A 22,433-nucleotide genomic window follows, 5' to 3' on the forward strand; every position below is an offset into this window, starting at 1 on the left:
TCAACGTCCCCTGCCGCCGCGTCGCGCGGCCGTCGGCTCGGACTCGAACAGCGCGCGGTGCAGGCGCGAGGCGCGGAACGGTCCGCCCGCGTACCGGGACTCGGCGGCCAGCGGCGTGCGGCCGCCGTCGGCGCGGACCAGCGCGCCGGTGAACGCGTAGTCGGGGTGGATGTCGTCCGCGACGGTCTCGGCCCGGCACTCCAGCTCGATCACGTCCCCGTCCGCGAGGTCGAACGGCTCGGCGAACGGCACGTAGACGGGCAGCCAGTTCGTGACGGTGTCGAGGCTGTCCAGCACGGGCTGCCCCGGCGCGCAGCGCAGGTTCAGCCACAGCAGCAGGCCGTCCACGCGGCCCGGTCCGAGCGCGTCGAGCCGGACGGACGGGAAGTCGGCCACGCCCTCGTCCAGGCACAGGTCCTCGACCAGGGCGTCGGTGGTGCGCAGCGCGGAGCGGTCGACGTTGCCGACGCAGAACCTCAGGTCGAAGAACCCGCCCGCGGCGTCCAGCAGCCGTTCCACGTAGTCGACGTACTCGGGCCGGACGCCGTACCGGCCGCCCAGCAGGTCGTCCAGGCACACCGCCGCGGCCCGCGTGCCCACCGCGGCCGGCACGGTCGCCGCACCGGGCTTCAGGTGCCGGCGGCGCGCGTCGGCCAGCACCGCGTCGATGCCCTCCGCGCCGCCGATGTTGCCGACCAGCTCGGCGATGCACAGGTCGGCGGGCTCGGGCAGCGACAACGTCGTGGCCTCGCCGCCGAACACCCGGATGTCGTGGGCGGTGGTGCTCGCGAGGTCGGCGGCCCGTGCGGCGCTGTCCTCGTTGACGTCGGCGGCGAACACGCGGGCCGCGCCCGCCTCGGCGGCGCACAGCGTCCACAGCAGGTCCGGGCCGCACCCGAGTTCGACCACGGTCGCGCCGGGCGCCTCCTGCGCGATGGCGTCGCGGAAGAGCTTGTTGCGCGGCTCGTCCTCCAGCATCACGTGGTAGAGGTAGTCGTCGTAGACGGGGTACTCGCCCACGGACGGCCAGAGGTACGGCGCGTCGCGGTCGAGGTCGGCGAGCACGCGCACCCTGGTCCGCTCACCGCCGACGGTGACGTTCCGCCAGTCCTGCCCGGTCATGCGGTCTCCCCTTCCACGCCGTGCCGTTCGTCCGCCGCGGCCCGCCACAGGGCCGACGGCGGTCCCCACACGTCGACCGCGCCGTAGGCGGCCCGGTAGACCGCGCCCACCGCGGGGTCGGACGTGCCCGCGGCCCCGTGCAGCTGGACGACGGCGTGCGCGGCCGTGATGGCGGCCTCCACCGCGGTCGCCAGCGCGGTGCGGGACAGGTGGCGGTCCACGCCCGCGTCGAGCGCGCAGGCCGCCTCCCAGACCTCCACCCTGGCCAGCTCGACGGCGATCGCGGCACGGGCCAGCCGGTGTGCCGAAGCCTGCCGCTCGACGAGCGGCCGGCCGCCCAGCAGGCGGGTCGCCACGCGGTCCGCCGCCAGCTCCACCGCCCGCCGCGCCACGCCGACGTGGTACGCCGCGCCGCGCACCCGGTCCCGGTGGAGCGCCCCGTCGACCACGTCGGCCGACACCGGCACACTGTCCACTTCGGACAGACCAGCTGTCGGTCGCCACCGCAGGTTCCCGTCGGCGACGTCGACCACGACCTCCGGTCGCGGCCCGTCGTACGGCGTCGGGCTTGTCGGCACGACCCGGCCCGCGTCCACGGCGGGCGTCCGCCGGCGCAGCTCCGCCACGGCGGCCGAGTCCGGCGCCCACAGGTCCAGCACGACGTGCGCGCCCCGGACGAACCGGCTGTCGCACAACCGCGCGCCCAGTTCCTCGTGCACCAGGCACAGGTCGGCGTGACCGAGCCCGAGGCCGCCCCGGTCCGCGGGCAGCGCCAGCTCGACCAGCCCCGTGGCGGCGAGCTTCTTCCACACCGCGTGCGGGTCGTCCGGCACGACGTCGGCGAGCTGGTCGCGGACGAGCCCGCGCAGCTCCCGCTGTGCCGCCCCGAGGGTGATGTCCATCAGGCGCTCCCGGTGCACTGGTCGACGGCGATCAGGTCCAGCTGCAGTTCGACGGCGCCGCCGGAGATCGACAGCTCGGGCGCCTCGGCGAGGGCGTGCCGCACGACCCGCAGCCGGTCGGCGTCGGCCAGGCCGGTCAGCTCGGTGGCCGCCCAGCGGGCCACGCCCTGCGCCGCCTCGCCGCAGGCGAGCTTCGAGTAGGCGGAGGCCACCTCGTCCATGTCGAACCCGTCGGCGGTGTTCACCGCGCGGAACGCCAGGGCGCGCGCGTTCGCCACCGCCCGCTCGTGGCGCAGCAGGTCCACCCTCAGCCGTGCCCGCTCGGTCGACGGGGCCGCGTCGACCAGCTCCCCGGCCGTGCGCAGCCACCGCTGGGCACGGCTGAGGTAGTCGAAACCCGCCCGCTCGAACCCGATCGCCCGGATCAGCAGCGGCCAGCCCTGGTGCTCCGGGCCGATCAACGCGTCCCGGCCGACGCGGACCCCGTCCAGCACGACGGTGTAGTAGGGCTCGCCCGCTTCCCGCCGCACCGGGTGGAGCACGACGCCCGGCGCGTCGAACGGGACCAGCAGGAAGCTGATGCCGTCGTAGCGGTCCCGCCCGGCGCGGGTGCGGACCGAGACCAGCCCGAAGTCCGACCAGTCGGCGTAGAGGTTCCACGCCTTCCGACCCGTGACGACGTAACCGTCGGCGTCCGGGACGGCGGTGGTCTCGATGGCGGTCAGGTCGCTGCCCGCGTTGGGCTCGGACAGCAGCAGGCTCGCGAACGCCCGGCCGGCGGCCACGCGCGGCAGCCACCGGCGACGCTGCTCCTCGGTGCCCGCGGTGAGCAGCGAGCAGCCCACGCCCTGCACCGTCACCAGGTGGACCTCGTCGGGCAGCCCGGCCAGGCCCATCCGCTCGGCGACCGCGGCGTGGTCGGTCAACCGCAGTCCCCGGCCGCCGTACTCCTCCGGGTAGTGCACGGCCACCAGCCGCCGGTCGCCCAGCAGGGCGAACAGCTCACGCCGCGACGCGCCGGGGCCCGCGTCCGCGAAGACCCGGTCGACCTCGTCGAGCAGCCCGCGGGTGACCTCGTCCGGGGTGAACCGCACCGCTCACGCCCCCGGTTGCCGGGCGGCGAACGACATCCGCAGCCGGTCCAGCGGGTCGGCGGGCGCCTGCGCGCCGGCCGCGGCGGACCGCTCGCGCAGCTCCCGCACGCGCGCCGCGAGGTCGCCGAGCACCGGACCGTCGAACATGGCCTTGACCCGCAGCGGCAGCCCGGTCTCCTTGGCGATGCGGCCCACGAGGTGCATGGCCGACATCGAGTCGCCGCCCAGCGCGAAGAAGTCGTCCGCCAGGGTCGCGTCGGGCCGCTCCAGCAGCTCCGCGGCGAGCCGCAGGACGAGCGCGTCGATGTCCACCCCGGTGTCGGGCGCGTCCTGGCCGCGGGACGCGTAGCGCTCCAACGCCTCGGCCAGCGCGCGGGCGGCGTCGGCGAAGTCGCCCTCCGACCGCATGAGCGCCACCCGGACGAATCCCTCGCCCGCCGAGTGGTCCGCCCAGAAGAACGGCCACCCCGGCAGCACGGACACCTCCTGCTCGGTCAGCCAGTCGCACAGGTCGCTCGCCCGCCAGCCCTCCGGCAGCCGCAGCCACGCGACGCTCATCGGACCGGCCGCGGGCACCGGCGTCACCGGGCCGCCCTCCAGCGCGCGTTCCAGCACGCCGCGGTTGACGGCGCCGACCTGGCGGGAGCTGAGCTCGCGGTCGGCGTCCACGTAGTCGCGGATGAGCGCGAAGATGAACGGCGACACGTTGAGCAGCAGGTCGTCGGTGATCTCCTGGAGCCTCGGGTACACCCGCGCGTCGGCGATCAGCGAGCCGATCTTCAGGTCCAGCGTGGGCCAGGTCTTGCCGGTGTCCTCGATGCCGATGTGGCGCAGCCCGATCGACTCGAAGTAGGCGTACTGGTCCCAGCCGGCCAGGTGCGCGCTGAAGAACCGGAAGCTGTAGTCCACGATCAGCAGCACGTCGTGCTCGACGCAGCGCCGGGCGATCGTCCGCATGACGTCCGGCGCGGGATCGGTGCCGGTGGGGTTGTTCGGCGTCACCAGGAAGATCGCGTCGGTGTCCCGGTAGAACGCCGGGTCGTCCGGCTCGGCGAAGATCCGCTCGGTGATCGGGGTGAGCGGCACCTGGTGGCGGCGCAGGATCGCGGGGATGTTGTCGAACGTCGGGTGCAGCAGCGAGACCCGCGACCCCTTCTCCCGCAGGTAGTTCGCCACCACCTCGATCGACAGCGACGACGAGTAGTGGTGCAGCGGCCGGCGCTCGCGGGTCACCACGCTGTGCTGCCCGGCGAGGCCGTAGAACGCCTCCTCGAACTCGCGCTGCAACGTCAGCTGCGGCACCTCGTCCGCCGCGGTGTACAGCTCCGGCAGCCGGGCGACCACCTCGCGCATCCGCAGGGTCTGCGCCTGGCGCGCGTGGCCGTCGGCGAGGTTGTGGGTGTTCATCAGGCCCGCCCACTCGTGCCGGGTCAGGCTGTCGGCCACGTCGTCCGCGGGCGGCGCCGGGGTGTTCGGAACCGGCAGGTCAGGCAAGCTCGACACGGTCATGGCCTTTCACGTCGTCAGGACGGGGTGGGAGGGCGGGCCCGGCGGGCAGCGGCCGGCCGAGCGAGTGCACCGACGCCGCGAGCGCACGGCGGTCGACCTTGCCGTGGCCGGTGAGGGGGATCTTGTCCACCTGCGCCAACCGGGCCGGGATCATGTAGTCGGGCACCCGCTCGGCGAGCACCGCGTTGAGCTGCGCCGCCGTCGGCGGTGTTCCGGTGACCTCGACGAACGCGGCGAGCCGCGTCCCGGTCGCGGTCTCGTGGGCGACGACCGCGGCGGCGGCCACCGAGGGGTGCGCCAGCAGGCCGGCCTCCACCTCGCCCAGCTCCACGCGGAAGCCGCGCACCTTGACCTGGGCGTCGGCCCGGCCGCGGAAGACGAGGTCGCCGCGCTCGTTGACCACGCCGAGGTCGCCGGTGCGGTACATGCGGTCGCCGGGCGCGCCCGCGGGGTCCGGCCGGAACCGGTCCGCGGTCAGCCCCGGCTGGTTGAGGTAGCCGCGGGCGAGGCCCGCGCCGGCGATGTGGATCTCGCCGACCTCGCCGGGCCCGACCTCGTCGAGGTTGTCGTCGAGCAGGCGCACGCGGACGTTCTCGATCGGCCTGCCGATCGGCACCAGCGGCGCGGTGTCGTCGGCGAGGTCCGCCGGGCCGCAGCGGTGCACCGTGCTCCACACCGTGCCCTCGGTGGGGCCGTACTCGTTGAACAGCGCGTTGTCCGGCGCGGCCGCGAAGTGCCTGCGGGCCAGTTCGGCGGGCAGCTGCTCGCCGGCGAGGACGGTGCAGCCGACGTCGCGCACGGCGTCGGGGTGGTAGGCCAGCAGAGCGGCGTACTGCGACGGCACGCCGTCCACGTGGGTGGCCCGCTCGCGGACGATCAGCTCGGCCAGCAGCGCGGGGTCCAGCACCTCGTCCGCCGTCGGCACGACGAGCCTGCCGCCGGTGCCGAGCGTGAAGTAGATGCCCGCCACGGCGGCGTCGAACGTGAACGGCGCGAGCATCACGTACGAGGTGCACGGTCGGGGGAACACGGAGTACCTGGCCAGCGTGGAGTTCACGACCTGCCGGTGCGGGGTGACCACGCCCTTGGGCACGCCGGTCGACCCCGAGGTGTAGATGACGTAGGCGACGTTGTCCGGCCCCACCGGCGCCGACACGTCCTCGTCGGTCTCCTCGCCGGCGGAGACGACCGCCCGGCCCTCCGGGACGCCCGCCAGCGCGTCGGCGGAACCGGCGAACAGCTCGATGCCGGCGTCGGCGACGATGTGGGCGCGCCGCTGCGCGGGCAGGTCGGCCGCGAAGGGCACGTACCCCGCGCCGGACCGGAGCACGCCGAGCATCGCGGCGAGCGTGTGCGTCGAGCGGTCGGTCGGCACGCCGACGAGCGACTCCGGGCCCGCGCCCAGCCGGCGCAACCGCGCGGCGACGTGGTCGGCCCGGCGGCACAGCTCGCGGTAGGTCACGTCGACGCCCGCGGTGGTCACCGCGACCGCGTCCGGCGTGCGCGCCGCCTGCCGGTAGACGAGTTCGTGCAGGATCGCCATTGTCACAGCCCTATTCGGCGGTTTCCCGGATGCTGCGCGGTCGCATGTCCGACCACACCCGGTCGACGTGGTCCAAGCACTCCTGGCGGCTTCCCGTGAAATCGGCGTAAGTCCAGCCGTCGGGCAGCTGCCGGTCGGCTCGCCAAATGGAGTACTGCTCTTCTTCGTTGATCAAGACCACGTATTCGCTCATCGCACTCCGACCAATCTCACCTGCTGGAACGGCTGTCCGATGCCATCTTGGACGCGTCCCGACGGCACGGAGAAGCCCTCACTTGCTTCACAGCGCGGTTCCACCGTGAAGCACCGCTGAACACCCTCAGGTCAGCCGTGCCGTGTTAATCAGGCATTAACAGCGTGGGTCGCTGATTAAATCTTCGAAATAGCCGGCGACCACCGCCGCCTGATAGGAATGCGCCGATCAGCGGATTCCCGCACGGTCGACGGATTCAACTCGCCTGGAGCGCGGAGAAGCGCGAAGAGGAGACCTCGTGGTGGAGACGAACTCCGGCGGCGACGGCGCGACGCGCCACGCCGCCCGGTTGCTGCACGAGATCGCGGGTGGGCTGGCGCGGGCCGGCGCGACCTCCGACACGGTGCTCACCGACCACCTGGAACGGGTGCCGGACGAGCTGGCCGCCGCGCTGGCGGACGTGGTGGCGCTGCCGGACCGGACCACCGGCTGGTCGGTGGCGAGCGGTCTGCTCGCGGAGTTCGGCGACCCCGGGCCCACCCCGCTGCACTGGAAGGAAGGCGGCGGCGAGACGACCCGCGCGGTGGACATCGCGCTCGTGCTCGTCGGCTCGTCGCTCGGCCGGGTGTTCGGCTGGGCCGGGCAGCAGGCCGGGCGCATCGTGCACGACATCGTGCCGAGCGCGGGGTACGAGGACATGCAGGTGGGCGCGAGCAGCACCACCGCGCTGGCCTGGCACACCGAGGACGCGTTCCACCCCGACCGCCCCGACCTGCTGATGCTGGCGTGCTTCCGCAACCACGACCGCGTCGGCAGCCTCCTGTCGAGCATCCGCCGGGTCGTGCTCGACGAGCGCGACCTGGAGGTGCTGAGCCGGCCGGACCTGGTGATCGTGCCGGACGACTCCTACCCCGGCGACTGGGTGGGCGGCGACCTGTCCGAGAACGCCATGGCGACGGTGTGGCGCGCCGACGACGGCCTCTGCCTGCGCTACGACCCGTCGTACACCCGGTTCCTCACCGACGACGCCGAGCTGCGCGCGGCCTACGACCGGCTCGGCGAGGCGATCGACGCCTCCAGCGAGGAGGTGCCGATCCAGGCGGGCGACATCCTGTTGGTGGACAACGACATCGCGGTGCACGGGCGGGCCGCCTACCGGGCCCGGTTCGACGGCACGGACCGCTGGCTCAAGCGCGTGCTCGTGCGGCTGGACCGGCCGCGGCCCGCCGAGCAGCGGTCCGGCGGCTACGACCAGGCCGTGGTGCGGCCGACGTTCCGCGGTCCGGTCGCGGGCTAGGCCGGGGACGCCGTGATTACCGACCCCACGCCGGGCTGGAACGACACCGCGCACGACGTGCCCGCCGTGACGCTGCCGGACCTCTTCGAGGCGCAGGCCGCCCGCACGCCCGACGCGGAGGCGGTGCGCTTCGACGGCGAGGTCGTCACCTACCGGGAGCTGGACGAGCGCGCCAACCGCCTGGCCCACCTGCTGGTCGCGCGCGGCGCCGGACCCGGCGGGATCGTCGCGGTCGACCTGCCCCGCTCGGTGGCGCTGGTCGTCGCCCTGCACGCGGTCCACAAGGCCGGCGCCGCCTACCTGCCGCTGGACGGCGCGGACCCCGTCGAGCGGGTCCGGCGGCAGCTCCTCGACGCCGCGCCGGTGACCGTGCTGACGACGGTCGCGCAGGCAGCCGGGCGTTACCCGTCGGACGCGCACGTCGTCGCGGTCGACTCACCGGACACCGTCGCGGATGTGGCCCGACGGCCCGCCACGAGTCCCGCGCGGTCGGGCGTCACCACGGCCACCCCCGCGTACGTGATCTACACGTCCGGGTCGACCGGGCGGCCGAAGGGCGTGGTGGTCCAGCACGGCGCGATCGTGAACCGGCTCGTCTGGATGCAGCACCAGTACCCGATCGCCGCGGGCGACCGGGTCGTGCAGAAGACGCCGTGCACGTTCGACGTCTCGGTGTGGGAGTTCTTCTGGCCGTTGACGGTCGGCGCGACGCTGTGCGTGGCCCGGCCGGGCGGTCACCGCGACTCCCGGTACCTCGCCGACCTGATCCGCGCCGAGCGGATCACCGTGGCGCACTTCGTGCCGTCGATGCTCGACGTGTTCCTGGACGAGCCGTCCGCCGCCGACTGCCCCAGCCTGGAGCTGGTCGTGTGCAGCGGCGAGGCGTTGTCGGCCGAACTCCGCGACCGGTTCTTCCGGGGCTCCTCCGCCCGGCTGGAGAACCTGTACGGCCCCACCGAGGCCGCCGTGGACGTCACCTACCACTCCTGCTCCCCCGACGACGCCGAGCCGGTCGTCCCCATCGGGCGGCCGGTGTGGAACACGCGGGTCCACGTGCTCGACGACCGGATGCGCGAGGCGACCGAGGGCGAGCTGTACCTCGGCGGCGCCCAGCTGGCCCTCGGCTACCTCAACCGCCCCGGGCTGACCGCGGAGCGGTTCGTGGCCGACCCGTTCGGCCCGCCGGGCGCCCGCCTCTACCGGACCGGCGACCTCGGGCGCAGGCGTCCGGACGGCGCGGTGGAGTACCTGGGCCGGGCCGACGACCAGGTCAAGATCCGCGGCATGCGGGTGGAGCTCGGCGAGGTCGAGTCCGCGCTCGCCGCCCACCCCGCGGTCGCCCGGGCGGCGGTCGCGGTGCACCGGGACGGGTCGGGTTCGGCGGTTCCCGTCGCGTACGCCGTGCCGGACGGGTCGCGGGCCGGAGCCGTGCGCACCCTGGTCACGTGGGCCGCGGAGGGCTCGACGCCGGACCTGCCGCTGCACCGCGTCGGCCGTGACGTGGTGATGTTCGGCCGCAGCAGGTCCGAGGCCGAGTTCCTGCACGAGGAGATCTTCACCAGGCGCGAGTACCTGCGCGGCGGCATCACCCTCCCGCCCGACGCCGTGGTGTTCGACGTCGGCGCGCACATCGGGTACTTCGCGCTCCAGCTCTCCCAGGAATGTCCACGAGGGACGGTCTACTGCTTCGAGCCGATCCCGGAGCTGTTCGCCACGCTGTCCGCGAACTGCGCCCTGCACGGCGTCGACGCCCGGCTGTTCAACTGCGGCATCGCCGACCGGGCCGGCACGGACACGTTCACCTACTACCCCGAGCTGTCGATCATGTCCGGCCGGTTCGCCGAGGAGGCGGCCGACCGCGCGGTCGTGGAGACGTACCTGCGCAACGGCCTCGCCGCCGAGGCGGGCTCCGAGGCGGGCGCGGTCGCCGCCCCCGACCTGACCGACCTGCTGACCGACCGGCTGCGCGCCACACGCGTGACCTGCGAGCTGCGCACGGTCTCGGACGTCATCGACGAGCACGGCGTGCGGCGCGTGGACCTGCTCAAGGTCGACGCCGAGCGGAGCGAGCTGGAGGTCCTGCGCGGGGTCCGCGCCGAGCACTGGCCGCGCGTGGCCCAGGTCGTCGCCGAGGTGCACGACGAAGGCGGTCGGCTCGACGCGGTGCTGGACCTGTTGCGGCGCCAGGGCTTCACCGTCGACGTCGACCTGTCCGACCCGCTGCGCGGCACCGGTCTGGTCAACGTGTTCGCGCGCCGGCCGGACGCCCCCGCCCCGGCCCCGGTCGTGCGGGAGCGGAGCTGGGCGGTGCCCGAAGCGCTGGTCGAAGACCTCCTCGACCACCTGCGCGACCGGCTGCCCGAGCACATGGTCCCGGTGTCGGTCACGCTGCTCGACCGGCTGCCGCTGACGCCCAGCGGCAAGCTCGACCGCCGCGCCCTGCCCCGGCCCCGCACCGCCACGTCGGCGGGCCGCGCCCCGAACGGCGTCCGCGAGCACGTGCTGTGCGAGTTCTTCGCCGACGCGCTCGGGCTGCCGTCCGTGTCGCCGGACGACAACCTCCTGCGCCTGGGCGCGCACTCGTTGCTGATGGCCAAGCTGGCCGCGCGCGTCCGGGCCGCGCTCGGCGGCGCGGTCGTCCTGAGCGACGTGCTGCGCGAGTCCACCGTGGCCGACCTGGTCCGGCTCGCCGGGGCGCCGGACGGCGGCTACTACGAGCCGGTGGTGGCCCTGCGGCTGCACGGGAAGCTGCCGCCGCTGTTCGCCGTCCACGGGGCGGACGGGCTCGGCCGGCACTTCGCCGCGCTGCTCGACCACCTCGAACCCGGCCGACCGGTCTACGCGTTGCAGGCGCGCGGCCTGAACGGCGACGGCCCGGTCGCGTCGTCGCTGCGCGAGGCGGCGGCCGAGTACGTCGCGCGGGTCCGCGCGATCCAGCGACGCGGCCCGTACCACCTGGCCGGCACGTCGACCGGGGCCGTCATCGCACGGGAGATGGCCGCCGTGCTGCGGGCCGACGGGCACGAGGTGGTGCTGGTTCCCGTGGACGGGACGCCCGCCGGCGCCAACCCGACCGCCGCGCTGCTCGACGCGCAGGCCGCCGCGATGGGCGCCGACCGCGCCGCCGCCGTCGCCGAGGTCACCCGGCGGTTCGCGGACCTCCTCCGCGACCACAACACCGACCACACCCACACCACCGGCCGTACCGACAGCACCGGCCGTACCGACACCGCCGACCACACCCACACCGCCGGCGAGCCGTCCCGCACGCGGGCCGACGACCTGGTGCCCGTCACCACCCGACCCGCCGGCGACCGCGCCCCGACCGCTCCGGAGAGCCTGACGTGACCGCTTCACCGCAGACCGCCGTCCTCCCCGACGAGAGCTGGAACGACACCGCCCGCGAGTTCCGCTCGGACGCCCTGGTGCACCAGCTGGTCGCCGAGGCCGCCGAGCGGCACGGCGACCGGCCCGCGCTGGTGACCGCCGACGCGACGGTGTCGCACCGCGAGCTCGACGCCGCGTCCAACCGGCTCGCCCGGCACCTGAAGGACTCCGGCGTCCCGGAGCAGGCCTACGTCGCCGTGCTGGGCGACCACCGGCCGGCGACCGTCACCGCGCTGCTCGCCGTGGTGAAGGCGGGGGCGGCGTACGTGCCGCTCGACCCGAGGTGGCCCGCCGAACGCCTGGTCACGCTGCTGACGTCGCTGAACGTGCGGTACCTGCTGGTGGACCGCGCGCACTACCCGGTGGCCGAGCGCGTCCGGTGGTCCGTGCCCGGCCTGCGGCACGTGGTGTGCTTCGACGAGCCGGCCGAGCGGCCGTGGGCCGACCGCCTCGACACCGACGTGCTCGGCGAGATGTGGGACGTGGTCGCGGGCAGCGACGACGAGCTGGTGGCCGCGGGCTTCAACCGCGGCGACTCCGCCGGGAGCTACACCGAGGACGACGTCCGGGCGTACGCGCGGCACGTGGCGGGTCTCGTCACCGACGCCCTCGGGCCGTCCGGCGGCGTGCTGGAGATCGGGTGCGGCACGGGTCTCATCCTGCGGGAGCTGGCGCCGCACGTCGCCCACTACACCGGCGTCGACCCGTCCCCCGTGGCGATCGGCAAGGCCGGGGCGCGGCACCCCGGCGCGCACCTCGCCGTCGGCTTCGCGCACGACGTCGCGCGGCACGCCCGCGGGCGGTACGACGTGGCCGTGCTCGCCAGCACCGTGCAGTTCTTCCCGGGGCTGGACTACCTGGTCGACGTGCTGGACGCGGTGGCGGACGTGCTCGGCGAGGGCGGGACCGTCGTGCTCGCCGACCTGATCGACCCGGACCACGAGGAGCACCGCGGGTTGCGCGTGCCCCCGTCGTTCTTCGCCTGGCTGGCCGAGCACGGCGACCGGTTCGCCTCCGTCGAGGTCCGCCGGCGCGACGGCGGGTTCCGCGGCGAGCTGGCCCACCGCTACGACGTGCTGCTCCGGGTGGGCGGTCCGGGTCCGATCGCGCCGGTGACCACCGCCTGGCACGTCGACCGCCGGTCCGCCGACCCGGTGGCCGCGGGCATCGACTCCGACGCGCTGGCCTACGCCATCTTCACGTCCGGCTCGACGGGGCTGCCCAAGGCGGTCGCCGTGCGCCACCGCAGCGTGGTGAACCTGATCGACTGGGTGAACCGCACGTACGAGGTGACGTCGGCCGACCAGCTGCTGATGGTCACGTCGTTCTCGTTCGACCTCTCGGTGTACGACGTGTTCGGCATCCTGGCGGCCGGCGGGTCGATCCGGCTCGTGGAGGACCGGCTGATCGCCGACCCCGACCACCTGGCCGACATCCTGGAGGCCGAGCCCGTCACGTTCTGGGACTCCGCGCCCGCGGCCATGTCCGTGGTCCTGTCGTTCCTGGAGCTGCGCAAGGGCGCGGCGTCCCGTTCGGTGCGGCTGGTCTTCCTCAGCGGCGACTGGGTGCCGCTGACGATGCCGGACCGGCTGCGCGCGCAGTTCCCGTCGGCGCTGGTGGTGGCGCTGGGCGGCGCGACCGAGTGCACGGTGTGGTCCAACCACTTCCCGGTCACGACCGTCGACCCCGACTGGCCCAGCATCCCGTACGGCCGGCCGATGCAGAACGCCCGGTACTACGTGCTGGACGAGCAGCTGCGCACGTGTCCCGTCGGCGTGGCGGGCGACCTGTACATCGCGGGCGAGTGCGTGGCCGCGCGGTACGAGGGCGACCCGGAGCTGACGGCGCGGAAGTTCCTGCCCGACGTGGTCCGCCCCGGCGAGGACCGGATGTACCGCACCGGCGACCGCGCCTGCTGGCTGCCCGACGGCACGATGCGGTTCCTCGGCCGGGTGGACGACCAGGTGAAGGTGCGGGGCTACCGGATCGAGCTGGGCGAGGTGCAGGCGACGCTCAACCGGTGCGAGGCGATGGTCGAGGAGTCGGCGGTGGTGGCATCGTCGGGCGCGCACGGGCCGGAGATCGCCGCCTTCTACGTGCCGCGTGGCGGCGCCGCGCCGGACGACGTGCGGGCCGAGCTGGCGAGGTCGCTGCCGGAGTACATGATCCCCGCGCACCTGGTCGCGGTGGACGAGCTGCCGGTGTCCGCGATGGGCAAGGTGGACCGGAGGAAGCTCGCGGAGATGCTGGGCTGACGGCGCGGGTCGGGCCGCGCCGGACGGCCCTCCCGTATTTACAACGTTGGAAAGGTGCGCTACGACTGTAGGTCCGACAGTGGTCCGCTGACGGCAGTCCGTTCCGCCCTGCCCGGAAGAGGTGGTCATGACCGGCACCCACGACCCTGACGCCCTGGCCCGAGGTCTCTACGAGGACGGCATCATCGCGCTGCGCGGCGCGTTCCCGCCCGAGTGGGCCGACCGCCTCCGCGAGGACGTCGAGGAGCTGTTCCGGGAAGCGCTGGAACGCCCGGACGGCGCGATCGGCCGCGGCCCGAACCGCTACTACGTCGAGATCCACCCCGAACGGCTCCGGGGTTTCGTCGACCTGGTGACCCACCCCTGGGTGGTCGCCGTCGCCGAGGCGGTGCTGGGGCCGGACTACCAGGTCGTCGAGACCGGCTTCGACGTGCCGCTGCCCGGCGCGGTCGCCCAGCCGTGGCACCGGGACTTCCCGGCGCCGAAGGAGACCGTGGAGGACCGCCGGCTCACGTCGCTGGCGTTCAACGTGACGACGGTCGACACGGTCCCCGAGATGGGGCCGTTCGAGATCGCGCCCGGCACGCAGTGGGACGACGGCGCCGAGTTCGACCACGGGATGTTCCCGCCGAAGTCGCACTACCCGCGCTACCACGAGCTGGCCCAGCGCAAGATGCCGCAACGCGGCGACATCTCCGCCCGCTCCGCCCTGACCATCCACCGCGGCACGCCCAACCGGTCGCAGTCCTCCCGTCCCGTGCTGGTCCTCGGGATGGCCGCCGCCGGCGTCGACAACGACCGCAACGACCTGGTGGTCAGCCGCGCGTACTACGAGCGGCTGCCCGACGAGGTCCGCGCGCACCTCGGGTGCCGGGTGGTCGACCGGCTCGAACCGCTGGTGCAGAAGCACACCATCGAAGGTCTCGTGATGGGCGCGGCCGAGTAGCCCGACCGGGCGCGACGGACCCCCGAGCGCCGAGCTGTGTCCGGCACGTCCACCGCCGACTCGGCCCCGGTCGTGCCGCACGCCGACCACCGCGCCGCCGACCACCTGCCGGCCTGACGGGGGCCGTGGTGGTCACCCACGGGTGACCACCACGGCCCCCTCCCAATCAGGGCGCCCAGGGCGCGGCCACGGTCCAACTGCTGTCGGCCGTGACTGTCTGCGGCCGGTTGAAGCCGGAGTCGCCGCCGCCGGACGCGATGTAGACCTGCGAGTCGTAGTGCCGCAGGAACGAGCCCGGCAGGTTGATCGACTCGAGCGTCACGCCGGTGCCGCCGACGCCCGGCCGCGCGCAGAACGTGGCGTCGGCGCGGAGCAGCGCCGAGCCGTCGTCCGGCGAGTTGCGCACGCGGCTGTCGGCGTGCCGGAGGTACTGGCCGGGGAAGTTCACCGACTCGAACGAGTAGCACGACGAGTCGGCCAGCCCGCGCCGCACCGTGTACGTGGCGTCGGCCTTGAGCAGCGCGCTGCTGCCGCTGTTGACGACCTCGGTGTAGGCCAGGCCGCCGGAGTGCCGCAGGTACCGGTCGGTGTAGCCCCACGTGGTCACCCGCAACGACTGGCGCACGTTCGTGGCCAGCTGCACGGAACTGCGCCACAGCGCCGGGTCGGCCACGTTCCAGGTGGCGTCGGCGGCGAAGCTCGTGGGGGTGTCCCAGGCGTTCGGGCCGCCGCTGCGGGCCAGGTACACGTTGTCCGCGTAGTGGCGCAGGTAGGAGCCGCGGAAGTTCAGCGACTCGAACGACGTGCCGCCGGCCGCGAGCCCGGTCCGGGCGCACCACGTGGCGTCGGCCGCGAACGACCCTCCGGTGTCGGCGTCCAGGCGGACCCGGCTGTCGGCGTGCCGCAGGTACCGGCCGGCGAGTTGACCGACTCGAACGAGTAGCAACGCGCGTCGCCCAGGCCGGCCACGGTCCGGTACGACGCGTCCTTGCGGGCGCCGTCGGCGCTGCCGGTGGTGATGACGTCGGTGCGGGCCAGGGAGTTCGCGTGCCGCAGGTACCGGTCGGTGAAGCCCGGCGTCGTCACCCGGAACGACCGGACGTGGCCGAGCGTGAGGGGCACCGGGGAGTTGAGGTTGCGCGAGGCGTTGATCAGGTCGGCGTGCGCGGCGCGCAGCTGGTCGGTGTCCACCTTCTGCACGCGCCGGTCGTACGTGAACAGGCCGTTGTACTCGCCTTCGAGGTCGGTGATCTCGGTGTAGACGTACGCGGAGACGCCCTTGGTGGTCATCAGCTGCCGCACGTCGCGCACCATGCCGGTGTAGCGGTCGTTGAGCTGCGCCTGGCTGAACACCTGCTCGTAGGCGAAGAACTGGCCGTTGGGGCTGTACTCGTGGCCGGGGTTGCGCAGCCCGATCCCGCCGAACTCGCCGAGCACGGAGATCCGCGTCGCCGAGGGCCGCGGCGCGTCCGGGCCGGTGTAGACGTGCCAGTCGATCATCTCACCGGTGCCGGGGTCGCCCTTGGAGGCGCAGCAGTTGTAGCCGCTGTGCGCGTTCATGAGCCGGGTCGGGTCGTAGTTCTTCAGCTCGGTGGTGACGCGCCGGGTGTCGGTGAGGCTCCACTCGCCCCAGCCCTCGTTGAACGGCACGTAGGCGACCACCGCGGGCGAGAACCGGTGCTCGTCGACGATCTCGCGCGCCTCGGTCTCGAACTGCGCGATCTGGGCGGCCGTGCGGTTCGCGTCGAACGCGGGCGTGGACGGGACGTCCTGCCACACGAGCAGGCCGAGCCGGTCGGCGTGGTAGTACCAGCGCGCCGGTTCGACCTTGATGTGCTTGCGCACCATGTTGAAGCCGAGGTCCTTGTGCTTCTGCAGGTCGAACGCCAGGGCCGCGTCGGTGGGCGCGGTGTACAGGCCGTCGGGCCAGAAGCCCTGGTCCAGCGTGCCGACCTGGAACACGAACTCGCCGTTGAGGGTCGGCCTCAGCACGCCGTTGACCATCTTCGTGCCGACCTCGCGCATGCCGAAGTAGCTGACGACCTGGTCGACGGTGCCACCGGACGCGTTGCGCAGCGAGACGCGCAGGTCGTGCAGGAACGGGTCGTCGGGCGACCAGCGCCGGGCGTTCGGCACGGGCACGGAGAACTCGGTGAAGCCGCCGGTGGCCGTGCCCACGACGGTCGGGCCGGCCAGCGCCTCGGCGAAGACGGTGTGCCCGGTGACGTCGCCGCGGGTGAAGACCCGCACCCGGGCGGTGTTGTTCGCCAGGTTCGGGTAGATGTCGACCGAGTAGATGGACGACGTCGGGGTCGGTTCGAGCCACACCGTCTGCCAGATCCCGGACGACGGCGTGTAGAAGATGCCGCTGGGGTTGTTGACCTGCTTGCCGACGGGCTGCTTCTCGCCGCGGCCGTCGGTCGGGTCGTAGACGCGCACGACGATCTCGTTCGTGCCGCCGTTGAGCTGCGGGGTGATGTCGACCTCGAACCGGTCGTAGCCGCCGCGGTGGGTGGTGACCTGCGTGCCGTTGACCCACACCGTGGCCTCGTAGTCGACCGCGCCGAAGTGCAGCTGGACGCGGCGGCCGTTCCACGCGGGCGGCACGGTGAACGTGCGCCGGTAGAACATCAGGTCGCGGTTGTCGTTGCGCATGATGCCCGACAGCGCCGACTCGATCGGGTAGGGCACGAGGACGCGCTCGGGCAGCGTCTGGCCCAGCGGCGGCGCCGCGTTCCGGTTGACGTTGCCCGCCCCGTCCGTGGCCGGGTTCAGGAACTCCCACTCGCCGTTGAGCGACTGCCAGTCGGTGCGGGTCATCTGCGGGCGCGGGTACTCGGGCAGGGGGTTGGTGGTGGACACCTGGCCGGTCCACGGTGTGGTGAGCGGCGGTGTCTTGGGCACGACGGCGGCGGACGCGGCGGGGACGGCCACGAGGCCGCCCGCCAGTGCCAGCACGACCGCCACGGGGGCGAGGAGGCGACGCATGGAACTCCTTCGGAAGCAGGGGAAGGCGCGGCACACGGGGTTGTGTTCGATTGTCGGGCTCAGCCGAAGGCGCGGAGTTCGTAGATTCGGGTGGCGCTGTCGCCGTTCCCGGCGGGTGCTCGGACGTCGAGCCGGACGTGCCGGCCCGACACGCCGCCGACGGGGCGGACCGTGGTGGCCGCGCCGTTGTCGGCCACGCCGACCACCTTCGTCCACGTGGCGCCGTCGTTCGACACCGAGACGCTGAACGCCCTGGTGTTGAACCCAGCCGGTTCGCCGCCGGCCTGGGCGTGCGCGACCTCGAACCGGGTGATCGGCTTGACCGAGCTGAGGTCCACCCGCAGCACGCCCGCGGCCAGCAGGGCGGCTGCGGTGGCGGTGGCGGCTGCGGTGGCGGTGGCGGCGGCGGTGGCGGTGGCGGTGGCGAGCCTGGTCGGGAGAGCGGTCACGGTCGGTGGCTCCGGGTGGCAGGGTGGACGGGGCACGGCGTGTCCGGCGGCGGTCGGCTCGGGTCTCGCGGTCATCCGGGGTCGGCGGTCATCTTCGGTCGGCGGTCCGGGACAGCGAGCGCTGGAGGACCACCACCACGAGCAGGAACGCGCCGCTGACCACGGACTGGTAGTTGCTGTCGAGCGTGCCGATCTGGTTGATCACGTTCTGGATCACGTTGCGCAGGCCGACGCCGATGACGGTGCCGAGCACGGTGCCCATGCCACCGGTCAGCAGGGTGCCGCCGATGACCACGGCGGCGATGGCGTCGAGTTCCAGCCCGACGCCGATGACCGTGACGCCGGACTGCAGGTAGGCGGCCGTCATCGCGCCCGCGAAGCCGGACAGCACGCCCGACATCACGTAGACGAGGACCTTGGTCCGGGCCACCGGCAGGCCCATGAGCAGCGCCGACTGCTCCGCTCCGCCGACGGCGAACACCGACTGCCCGAACGCGGTGCGGCGCAACAGGATGCCGCCCGCCACGCACAGCGCGGCCGCGAGGAACACCGGGTAGCCGAAGCCGAGGATCGTGCCGCGGCCCAGCTCCAGGAACGCCGAGCCGTCGGCGATCCGGTACGTGGTGGAGCCCTCGCTGGTGATCGCCAGCAGCAGGCCGCGGGCGAGCAGCAGGGTGGCGAGCGTGACGATGAACGGCGCCATGCCGGTCTTCGCCACGAGCAGCCCGTTGAGCAGCCCGATCAGCCCGCACACCACGAGCGGCAGCAGGAGCGCGGCGAGGAAGCCCCACTGCGACCCGTACGCGGCGAGCACCCCGCCCAGCGCGTAGACCGAGCCGACGGACAGGTCGATCCCGCCCGTGATGATCACGAACGTCATGCCCAGCGCGATCACGGCCAGGAACGCGCTCTGCAACGCGATGTCCCGCAGGTTGTCCGGGCTGCCGAACCGCGGGAAGGAGATCCACGCGACCACCACCATCAACGCCAGGGCCACGGCGGCGCCCTGGCGTTGCAGCACGCTCACCCAGGACGCCCGGCGAACCCGTGTGTCGACCGTCATCGGTTGCTCCGCTCACGCGCCAGGTAGACCGCGCCGACGATGATGGCGGCCTGCGCCATCTGCGCGGTCGAGTCGGGCAGGTTGTGCTTGATCAGGGTGGCCCGGACGAGCTGCATGAGCAGCGCGCCCATGACGGTGCCGAGGACGCGAACGCGGCCACCGGTCAGCGGCGTGCCGCCGACGACCACGGCGGTGATGGCGGACAGCTCCATGAGCAGGCCGATGTCCGCCGGGTCTGACGCCGACAGCCGGGCGGTGGACAGCACCCCCGCCACGGCCGCGAGCACGGCGCAGATGGCGTACACGCTCAGGAGCGTGCGCTTGACCGGGAGACCGGCCAGCGCGCTCGCCGCCCGGTTGCCGCCGATCGCGACGAGCTGCCGCCCGAACGTCGTCCGCCCCATCAGGAGCGCGACGAGCACGGCGAACACGCCGGCCATGACCACGCTGACCGGGATGCCGAGCACGTCCCCGGTGCCGAGCCACAGGAACGTCGGGTCGTGCAGCTGGGTGAGCCGCCCCTCGGCGATGACGAGAGCGAGCCCGCGCCCGCCGACGAGCAGCGCCAGTGTCGCCACGATGGGTTGGATGCCGAGGTAGGCGACCAGGACACCGTTGAACATGCCCGCGATGAGCCCCGCGACGATCGCGATGGCCACGGCGGGCAGCGGGCCGTACCCCAGGTAGAGCGGGATGAGCGCGGCGGACAGCGCCATCACCGCGCCCACGGACAGGTCCACGCCTTCCGTGCCGATGACCAGCGCCATGCCGAGCGCGACGATGCACACCGGCGCGGCCTGGATGAGCTGGGTGCGGAAGTTCCCGACGGTCATGAAGTTCGCCGTGAACGCGATGTTGAACAGCAGCAGGGCGACGACGGCGGCGTACACGCCGTAGTCCTGCAACCAGCGCGCCAGGCGGCGGCGGTCGAGCGCGAGGGCCGTCATGACTCCCCCTCACCTGACCGCCCGGCCTTGGACTCCGCGGCCGTCGACTCCGCGGCCGTCGACTCCCCTGCCCTCGACTCCCCTGCCCTCGACTCCCCTGCCCTCGACTCCCCTGCCCTCGACTCCCCGGCCGCCGCGTCCCCGGAGGCGATCGCCGCGAGCACGTTGTCCTGGGTCAGCTGGTCGCCGACCAGCTCGCCCACCACCGCGCCGTCCTTGAGCACCACGAGGCGGTCCGCGCCGTCCAGCAGTTCCTCCAGTTCCGAGGAGATCAGCAGCACGGCCAACCCCTCCTGCGCGAGCTCGTCGATCAACGCCTGCACCTCGGCCTTGGCGCCGACGTCGATGCCGCGGGTCGGCTCGTCCAGCAGCAGCACCTTGGGCTGCGTGCACAGCCACCGCGCCAGCAGCACCTTCTGCTGGTTGCCGCCGGACAGCTCGGAGACCTTCTGCTCCGGGCTCGACACCTTGATGCGCAACCGCTTGACGAACGTGTCGACGATCCTGTCCTGCCGGTCGCGGCTGACCACGCCGAAGCGGGACAGCTGCGGCAACGCGGCCAGCACGATGTTCTCCCGCACGGACAGGTTCGGGATGATGCCCTCGGCCTTGCGGTCCTCGGCGAGCATGTTGACGCCCGCGCGCATCGCGTTCGGGACGCCGGGGCCGAGCGCGGCGCCGCCCACCAGCACGGTGCCGGAGTCCAGCGGCAGCGCGCCGACGATCGCGCGCGCCGTTTCGGACCGGCCGGAGCCGAGCAGCCCGGCCAGGCCGACCACCTCGCCGGGCCGGATGGACACCGACACGTCGCTCAGCCGGGTGCCGCTGGTGAGGCCCTTCGCCTCCAGCACGGGTTCGCGGCCCGCGTGGTGGTCCACGCCGAACGCGGTGGCGCCGTGCTCCCGGATGTCGCCGACGCTGCGGCCCAGCATCATCGACACCAGTTCCAGCCGGGACAGGTCCGCCAACGGGCCGGTGTGCACGTGCTTGCCGTCGCGCAGCACCGTGACCCGGTCGCAGATCCGGTACAGCTCGTCCATGCGGTGGCTGACGTAGACGATCGCGATGCCGCGCTCGTGCAGCCGCTCGACGACGGAGAACAGCGTCTCCACCTCGCGCGGCTCCAGCGACGACGTCGGCTCGTCCATGATCACCACGTCCGCCTCGGTCGCCACGGCCCGCGCCAGCGCGACCATCTGCTGGGCGCCCACACCGAGCGTCCCGAGTGGACGGCGGACGTCGGAGTGGATGCCGTAGCCCGCCAGCACCCCGGCCGCGTCGGCGTTCATCCGCTTCCAGTCCACCAGCCCGCGCCGGCGCGGTTCGCGGCCGAGGAAGAGGTTGCCCGCCACGCTCATCAGCGGGACGAGGTTGACCTCCTGGTAGATGGTGGAGATCCCGGCTCGCTGCGCGTCGACCGGCCGGGTGAACACGACGGGCTCGCCGCGGTGCAGCAGCGTGCCGGAGGTGGGGCGGTGCACGCCCGTCAGCACCTTGATGAGGGTGGACTTGCCGGCGCCGTTCTCGCCGACCAGGGCGTGCACCTCCCCCGGCTCCAGCTTGAACGACACCCGGTCGAGGGCCCGCACGCCCACGAACTCCTTGGTGACGTCGACGACTTCCAGCACCATCAGTACGCGTTCCCCAGCTTCGCGGCGGCGTTGGCCTCGTCGTACTGGTCGTCCGAGATGATCACGGTCTCCGGGATGGCCTTGCCATCGGCGAACTCCTGCAGCGTCTGGAACGCCAGCGGGCCGAAGCGCGGGTTGGACTCGATCACGGCGTTGTAGGCGCCGTCCGCGACGAGCTGCACGGCGTTGCGCGTGCCGTCCACGGACACGATCTTGACGTCCTTGCCGGGCGTCTTGCCCGCGGCGCGCAGCGCGGTGACCGCGCCGATGCCCATCTCGTCGTTCTCCGCGTACACGGCGGTGATGTCCGGGTTGGACTGGATCAGCTGCTCCATCACGGCCTGGCCCTTGGAGCGGTCGAACTCGCCGGTCTGCTCGGCCACGACCTGCAGACCCGCGGGGATGTTGTCCTTGAAGCCCTTGGTGCGGTCGGTGGTCACGTTGTTGCCCGACGAGCCCAGCAGGATCGCGACCTTGCCCGTGCCGCCGGTCGCCTTCACCATCGCCTCGGCGGCGCGCTTGCCCTGGTCGACGAAGTCCGAGCCGATGAACGTCAGGTAGTCCGCGCACGGCTTGGAGTTGACCTTGCGGTCGACCGTGATCACCGGGACCTTCTTGGCCTTGGCCGCGTCCAGGGCGGGCTGGAGGCCGTCGGAGTTCAGCGGCGCGACGACGAGCAACTGCGCGCCGCGGTCCAGCAGCGACTTGATGTCGCTGATCTGCTTGTTCAGGTCGCTCTGAGCGTTGGTGACGAGGAGCTTGTCGGCGGGGACGCCGAGCCTGGCCGCCTCGTCCCTGATCGACTGCGTCTCCGCGATGCGGAACGGGTTGGCCTCCTTCTCCGACTGCGAGAAGCCGATGATCGCGTCCTTGACGTCGACCTTCGGGTAGCCGATCTGCTCGCGGGCACAACCGGGTCCGGACGACTGGGTGGCCGCGGCCGACGCGGCCGGCCCCGCGCTGCCGCCCGTGGCGCTCTGGTTCTCGCGTGCCGTGCAGGCGGTCATCAGGAGGGCCGCCGCCGCCACGGCGGCAGCGGCGCGGATTAACTGTGGCATGGGGTGCTCCTCATCCGGGTGTACGTGACTCGCGTCACGTGTCGCTTTT

At 73.2% G+C, this 22,433-nt stretch carries 15 protein-coding genes and 2 pseudogenes; 4 read left to right on the forward strand and 13 right to left on the reverse strand.

The annotated features are described in order from the left end of the window. Genes ACRAKH_RS20770 through ACRAKH_RS20795 form a run of 6 tightly spaced genes read right to left on the reverse strand, consistent with a single transcriptional unit; the run spans position 1 to position 6,363 of the window. Entirely contained in the window at positions 1 to 1,122 is a 1,122-nt protein-coding gene (locus tag ACRAKH_RS20770; RefSeq protein WP_380728360.1) for a hypothetical protein, read from the reverse strand. After that, entirely contained in the window at positions 1,119 to 2,024 is a 906-nt protein-coding gene (locus ACRAKH_RS20775) for an acyl-CoA dehydrogenase family protein (RefSeq protein WP_380728358.1), read from the reverse strand. The genes ACRAKH_RS20770 and ACRAKH_RS20775 overlap by 4 nt, the downstream gene beginning before the upstream one ends. After that, positions 2,024 to 3,118, reverse strand: coding sequence for an acyl-CoA dehydrogenase family protein (locus ACRAKH_RS20780; protein WP_380728356.1), 1,095 nt, complete (start codon positions 3,116 to 3,118; stop codon positions 2,024 to 2,026). The genes ACRAKH_RS20775 and ACRAKH_RS20780 overlap by 1 nt, the downstream gene beginning before the upstream one ends. Positions 3,119 to 3,121: 3 nt before the next feature. Then, positions 3,122 to 4,612 carry an aminotransferase class I/II-fold pyridoxal phosphate-dependent enzyme gene (locus tag ACRAKH_RS20785; RefSeq protein ID WP_380728354.1) on the reverse strand — a complete coding sequence of 497 codons (1,491 nt, stop codon included), beginning with the start codon at positions 4,610 to 4,612 and terminating at the stop codon, positions 3,122 to 3,124. Continuing rightward, on the reverse strand, positions 4,605 to 6,170 hold the full coding sequence (locus ACRAKH_RS20790) for an amino acid adenylation domain-containing protein (RefSeq protein ID WP_447009201.1): 1,566 nt from the start codon (positions 6,168 to 6,170) through the stop codon (positions 4,605 to 4,607). The genes ACRAKH_RS20785 and ACRAKH_RS20790 overlap by 8 nt, the downstream gene beginning before the upstream one ends. 10 nt (positions 6,171 to 6,180) lie before the next feature. Continuing rightward, positions 6,181 to 6,363 (reverse strand): MbtH family protein, encoded by a 183-nt coding sequence (locus ACRAKH_RS20795; protein WP_380725040.1) that lies wholly within the window; start codon positions 6,361 to 6,363, stop codon positions 6,181 to 6,183. Positions 6,364 to 6,661: 298 nt separating this feature from the next. Between ACRAKH_RS20795 and ACRAKH_RS20800 the strand changes: the two genes are divergently transcribed. The 4 genes and pseudogenes from ACRAKH_RS20800 to ACRAKH_RS20815 all read left to right on the forward strand — a co-directional run bounded on the left by ACRAKH_RS20800 (position 6,662) and on the right by ACRAKH_RS20815 (position 14,248). Further along, positions 6,662 to 7,660 (forward strand): TauD/TfdA family dioxygenase, encoded by a 999-nt coding sequence (locus ACRAKH_RS20800; protein WP_380725039.1) that lies wholly within the window; start codon positions 6,662 to 6,664, stop codon positions 7,658 to 7,660. Positions 7,661 to 7,696: 36 nt separating this feature from the next. Next, positions 7,697 to 11,008, forward strand: a pseudogene (locus ACRAKH_RS20805) (amino acid adenylation domain-containing protein); the annotation flags it as partial. Continuing rightward, complete coding sequence (locus tag ACRAKH_RS20810; RefSeq protein WP_380725037.1) at positions 11,005 to 13,302, forward strand: AMP-binding protein; 2,298 nt, start codon at positions 11,005 to 11,007, stop codon at positions 13,300 to 13,302. The pseudogene ACRAKH_RS20805 and the gene ACRAKH_RS20810, both read left to right, overlap by 4 nt. Before the next feature lie 127 nt (positions 13,303 to 13,429). Beyond that, the gene (locus ACRAKH_RS20815; protein ID WP_380725036.1) at positions 13,430 to 14,248 is read left to right on the forward strand and encodes a phytanoyl-CoA dioxygenase family protein; all 819 of its coding nucleotides are present in this window, start codon (positions 13,430 to 13,432) and stop codon (positions 14,246 to 14,248) included. Positions 14,249 to 14,414: 166 nt separating this feature from the next. On the opposite strand, the gene ACRAKH_RS20820 is transcribed toward ACRAKH_RS20815, so the two are convergent. The 7 genes and pseudogenes from ACRAKH_RS20820 to ACRAKH_RS20850 all read right to left on the reverse strand — a co-directional run bounded on the left by ACRAKH_RS20820 (position 14,415) and on the right by ACRAKH_RS20850 (position 22,384). Continuing rightward, positions 14,415 to 14,996 carry an AbfB domain-containing protein gene (locus tag ACRAKH_RS20820; RefSeq protein ID WP_447009977.1) on the reverse strand — a complete coding sequence of 194 codons (582 nt, stop codon included), beginning with the start codon at positions 14,994 to 14,996 and terminating at the stop codon, positions 14,415 to 14,417. Beyond that, positions 14,979 to 17,236, reverse strand: a pseudogene (locus ACRAKH_RS20825) (AbfB domain-containing protein); the annotation flags it as partial. The pseudogene ACRAKH_RS20825 and the gene ACRAKH_RS20820, both read right to left, overlap by 18 nt. Positions 17,237 to 17,295: 59 nt before the next feature. Continuing rightward, complete coding sequence (locus ACRAKH_RS20830) at positions 17,296 to 17,685, reverse strand: discoidin domain-containing protein (protein WP_380725035.1); 390 nt, start codon at positions 17,683 to 17,685, stop codon at positions 17,296 to 17,298. Positions 17,686 to 17,773: 88 nt separating this feature from the next. Beyond that, entirely contained in the window at positions 17,774 to 18,748 is a 975-nt protein-coding gene (locus ACRAKH_RS20835; RefSeq protein WP_380725034.1) for an ABC transporter permease, read from the reverse strand. Next, positions 18,745 to 19,695: an ABC transporter permease gene (locus ACRAKH_RS20840; protein WP_380725033.1), complete on the reverse strand. Its 951-nt coding sequence runs from the start codon at positions 19,693 to 19,695 to the stop codon at positions 18,745 to 18,747. The genes ACRAKH_RS20835 and ACRAKH_RS20840 overlap by 4 nt, the downstream gene beginning before the upstream one ends. Then, positions 19,692 to 21,326, reverse strand: a complete 1,635-nt coding sequence (locus ACRAKH_RS20845) for a sugar ABC transporter ATP-binding protein (RefSeq protein WP_447009202.1) — start codon at positions 21,324 to 21,326, stop codon at positions 19,692 to 19,694. The genes ACRAKH_RS20840 and ACRAKH_RS20845 overlap by 4 nt, the downstream gene beginning before the upstream one ends. Beyond that, complete coding sequence (locus ACRAKH_RS20850; protein WP_380725031.1) at positions 21,326 to 22,384, reverse strand: ABC transporter substrate-binding protein; 1,059 nt, start codon at positions 22,382 to 22,384, stop codon at positions 21,326 to 21,328. The genes ACRAKH_RS20845 and ACRAKH_RS20850 overlap by 1 nt, the downstream gene beginning before the upstream one ends. Positions 22,385 to 22,433: the final 49 nt, after the last annotated feature.

It is taken from the genome of Saccharothrix hoggarensis (assembly GCF_052936025.1).

Coding starts and splice junctions, on each gene's coding strand:
- ACRAKH_RS20790 (WP_447009201.1), bottom strand. CDS start 6,170: ATGGCGATCCTGCACGAACTCGTCTACCGGCAGGCGGCGCGCACGCCG.
- ACRAKH_RS20770 (WP_380728360.1), bottom strand. CDS start 1,122: ATGACCGGGCAGGACTGGCGGAACGTCACCGTCGGCGGTGAGCGGACC.
- ACRAKH_RS20815 (WP_380725036.1), top strand. CDS start 13,430: ATGACCGGCACCCACGACCCTGACGCCCTGGCCCGAGGTCTCTACGAG.
- ACRAKH_RS20840 (WP_380725033.1), bottom strand. CDS start 19,695: ATGACGGCCCTCGCGCTCGACCGCCGCCGCCTGGCGCGCTGGTTGCAG.
- ACRAKH_RS20850 (WP_380725031.1), bottom strand. CDS start 22,384: ATGCCACAGTTAATCCGCGCCGCTGCCGCCGTGGCGGCGGCGGCCCTC.
- ACRAKH_RS20845 (WP_447009202.1), bottom strand. CDS start 21,326: ATGGTGCTGGAAGTCGTCGACGTCACCAAGGAGTTCGTGGGCGTGCGG.
- ACRAKH_RS20795 (WP_380725040.1), bottom strand. CDS start 6,363: ATGAGCGAATACGTGGTCTTGATCAACGAAGAAGAGCAGTACTCCATT.
- ACRAKH_RS20835 (WP_380725034.1), bottom strand. CDS start 18,748: ATGACGGTCGACACACGGGTTCGCCGGGCGTCCTGGGTGAGCGTGCTG.
- ACRAKH_RS20775 (WP_380728358.1), bottom strand. CDS start 2,024: ATGGACATCACCCTCGGGGCGGCACAGCGGGAGCTGCGCGGGCTCGTC.